Genomic DNA, 3,593 nt, shown 5'->3' on the forward strand with positions numbered 1-3,593 from the left:
CAAGCCCGAAGGGCATTAAACTGGGAGCCAGGACAAAAATGATTTTCTCTTCATCAATCTCTTAATCTATGCCTGCCACGCGTCTTTGGCGTGGTTAATCCTGTCAAAAAAGCTCTTTTCTTTATTGGGTTGCGGGCAAAGCCCGCGTTAGTTCCCTCATGTGGCTATGCCTGGAATTACTGATTTTGCTGCTATGAGGATAGCCAAGAGTTGGACCGCATTTTTCAAGCAGCCTGACTGAGGCGTCAACAGAAATCTGCTCTTCTTCGGATAAAGTATCCCACCAAAATCCGAACTCATCTGTGTACTCAACTTCCCATGTCATGGGTTGTTTATAACTCTTGACTTACATTCCGTCAATGGAATATTTCTTGTTTTTTCTGCATAATATATCACATTTCCAATCCAAGCCCTCTCACGTTCGTTCTATGCGCTTATACGCACTTTTAATATCTGATTCATCAAAAAGTACCCCTGAATGACTGTTGTGATGTCTGTTTCGGTCCTCGGCGTGAAATGCAAACATAATCCCGCTTTCCTCCCTGACCTGCTTGTAAACCTCTACAAGGCCGGACAGAATATCCGCAAAGGACATGTCCCGAGCCAGGGTAAAATCAAGGTCTTCAGAGAACCGGTAATCATGGAAGTAACAACGCTTGAGCGCTGTACCGCCCTTAAAGATCAAATTCTCATCCAGGGAAGACCTGGACAAACCGATGAGAAACCAGGCTTGCCCGGTTCAATTGACGAAGTCACAGCGCAGTTTATCCCGTGAAACAGTCCCTTGGGACTCCCCAAAGGGGGTTTCACTGGGACGGATTTCACTGGGTGTGATCTGTGGGCAGTAGTCTTTTTCTTAAAAAATAAGTGCGGAACATTTACAGTGCCAAGTGCTGAACCCCCGTCATGGCTCACATTTTTCTTGTTATTTATGACAGGGTATGAGGAGTAAGCGCCTAAAATGGCCTCCGCCAGTTGACCTGTATTTGGCCCCTGATTGCAATCAGAGCCACATGTCTGCTCTATCAAATTGAGGTTTCAAAGGATTCCTCGGTCAACCCAACCCTTCTTGAATGACAATTTGAGACTCCATCGCCCTTCATCACCACCCGAAACTGAAGCCGTACTCCAAATCCCTTTTCCTTCCTCGTTCTTCTTTCGCCGCCTTTCAATTCCAGCATCCCAGCATTCCTCCTTCAGGTTTCAGGTCTGCCCGGTGAAACCGAGACCCCCTTGGGATGTTTCACCCGGGTCTCCTCCCTAAGCCCTCTCTTTTTGCCTTCCCACCAGCCATATGCAAATCATTTTGTCTGGATCATATCCACCAGGGCGGAGAAAAAATCTGCCGACCAGACTTCCAGCTTTGAACTGTCCTTTACAAAAGGGAGAACATCTCGCCTGGCAGCCTGGATATCGAGTTCGGCAATGGCAAGGTGAAGCATGGCCTTCCATTCCTCTCTGGAGATGGGATATTCCTTGGTCCAATGCCCGGCCTGGCGCATCCGGGAACTCAGATGGTCCAGATTCAGCGGGGTTTCTTGCCCGGTCAGCCAGACCAGGTCGTACCAGTCCCTGCCCTTGACTCGCCCTCCCCATTTCCGGAAAAGCACGGCATGCATTTTCCCGGCAAACAGATCTCCGAGCGAGTAAACCCGCACACTGAAGGGCACAGGATGGAGAATATAGCGGATCTCGGTGGCAAACCCGGCAGGGGGGTCCGTGTCCAGTTCAAACTTGACCTTGAGCAATTGATTGGCCGGCGCCTGTCCGGCCAGGCGCTCAGACAGTCCAATGCGCAGTCGGTGTACACGGGTATTGGATTTGATAAAAGCTGCCGCAATGGGACTGTCTGTTTTCTCTTTTTCAGTGATTTCCGCTTCAAATCCAAAGGCCTCCAGTTCCCTGCGCAGGGCCTGAAAATATGACTGAAGGCGAAAGTTGGGCATCGGGGACAGCAAAGAGAAGTCAAGATCCTCTGAGAAGCGGTCCAGGCCGTACAAAAGCCTGAGGGCCGTGCCCCCGTAAAAGGCTGCATGCTCGAAAAACTTTGCCCGCCAGAGACCCAACAGGCAAATGCTCTGGATGACTTCCTTGAGCGCTGTATCGTATTCATCCAGACTCCGTGGATCAAACCGCTCGATCATCTGCAAAATCACGTCTTTCATGAGTACTCCCTGGCCAGTTCAGATAATGACTTCAGGGACACCCTGTTTTCAACGGCAGCCAATTCCTGAAAAAAACCAACATCCATGCCGCGAAAATCTTCCTGCTCAATGCGCAGATCAGCAAACAGAAATACCCGCAGATCGTCCAGGTCCCTGAACCCTCTGGAAAAATACACCTTGTCCGCGATCGCTTTTTCAGGGCTGGCCAGAAGAAAACCCCGGCCATCATCCAGAGTCTGAGAGAGTATCCCAAGGCTATAATACCCCAGTTTTACCTGCTGATACGAAAAATTTCCCACAGCTGTAGCAAACAACTTCGACTTATGCATCGTAACCGACGTGACAGTCTCAACTCGTTCAGGAATGAGCTGATGCCGGGACAAGGCGTATTCCAGGGAAACATAGGAAGGGCCGTAGAGTTGGTTGCCCAGTATTTCTCGACAGACTCCGGGAGTCTTGCGCAGGATCGGGCCAAGAACATAGAATCCCTTCTTGATCCGGATGATATCTCCCCGACGCAAAAGCTTGCTCACCTTGTCCCTGGGACGCTTGTACTCCTGCAAAGCCCCCATCAATGCCAGGTAATCAAACTCAGTGGCCGGAAGGCGTGTGACCCACTTTGCTATATCCATTATGTCGACAATTAATCGACTTACTGGGTGCATGTCAAGTATGTATTTTTATCTGAAAATGGGAACTTAAGAGGCAGCTCAAGTATATTCCTTTGCCTTTCGACCATCTCTTCCCTCAGGTCTCAGGCCTGCCCAGCCTGCCGGGTTAAATCCGTTCTCTTGTTTAACTTGGTGAAACCGGAGCCCCCCTTGGGGTGTTTTACCTGGGCTTCATCCCTCAGCCCTCTCTTACACCACCCCCATATACTCCCTCGCCGCCTTCTCAAAGGTGAAATCCTCGGCCCGGGTCTTGAGCATTTCGGGGGCGACGCGGAATGTGCTGTTGAGACTGCTAAGCATGGCCTGGGCCAGGGCTGTGGGGTTATCAACGGCACGAGCTGACCATATTGGCCATCTTCCAGGATCTCCGCCGGGCCGCTGGGGCAGTCCGTGGCCACGATCTGGGTGCCGCAGGCCAGGGCTTCGATAAGCACGTTGCCCAGGCCTTCGTGCCGGGAGGGCAGGACCAGCAACGTCGCCTCGCGCATCCAGGGCAGGGGGTTGTCCTGGAACCCCGGGAAATGCACCCGACCGGCCAGCCCCAGTTCCCAGATCATGGATTCCAGCCTCGGCCTGAGCGGACCGTCGCCCAGCAGGACCAGGTGCGCTGCGGTCTTGCCCGCGATCCATTTCCAGCATGGCTGAATGTGTATAACTTAGGCGCTTAGCACAAATTTCAAACCAACATGTTGGTTGCTAAAATCGGTTCCTGGTTACCTCTCGTTCCCAGGCTCCAGCCGCTCCCCTCTCGTTCCCA

4 protein-coding genes are annotated in these 3,593 nt (G+C 51.8%); all 4 read right to left on the reverse strand.

Features of this window, described 5'->3' with window-relative positions; all coding sequences use genetic code 11:
- Nucleotides 1-415: 415 nt before the first annotated feature.
- The 4 genes from QZP87_RS08270 to QZP87_RS08285 all read right to left on the reverse strand — a co-directional run bounded on the left by QZP87_RS08270 (nucleotide 416) and on the right by QZP87_RS08285 (nucleotide 3,489).
- Nucleotides 416-712 carry a nucleotidyl transferase AbiEii/AbiGii toxin family protein gene (locus QZP87_RS08270; protein ID WP_291322448.1) on the reverse strand — a complete coding sequence of 99 codons (297 nt, stop codon included), beginning with the start codon at nucleotides 710-712 and terminating at the stop codon, nucleotides 416-418.
- Nucleotides 713-1,301: 589 nt separating this feature from the next.
- The gene (locus tag QZP87_RS08275) at nucleotides 1,302-2,165 is read right to left on the reverse strand and encodes a nucleotidyl transferase AbiEii/AbiGii toxin family protein (RefSeq protein WP_291322449.1); all 864 of its coding nucleotides are present in this window, start codon (nucleotides 2,163-2,165) and stop codon (nucleotides 1,302-1,304) included.
- Nucleotides 2,162-2,797 (reverse strand): hypothetical protein, encoded by a 636-nt coding sequence (locus QZP87_RS08280; RefSeq protein ID WP_291322450.1) that lies wholly within the window; start codon nucleotides 2,795-2,797, stop codon nucleotides 2,162-2,164. The genes QZP87_RS08275 and QZP87_RS08280 overlap by 4 nt, the downstream gene beginning before the upstream one ends.
- A gap of 122 nt (nucleotides 2,798-2,919) precedes the next feature.
- The gene (locus QZP87_RS08285; protein WP_363331003.1) at nucleotides 2,920-3,489 is read right to left on the reverse strand and encodes a glycosyltransferase; all 570 of its coding nucleotides are present in this window, start codon (nucleotides 3,487-3,489) and stop codon (nucleotides 2,920-2,922) included.
- Nucleotides 3,490-3,593: the final 104 nt, after the last annotated feature.

The organism is Desulfonatronospira sp., assembly GCA_003563255.1.
GTDB lineage: Bacteria > Desulfobacterota > Desulfovibrionia > Desulfovibrionales > Desulfonatronovibrionaceae > Desulfonatronospira.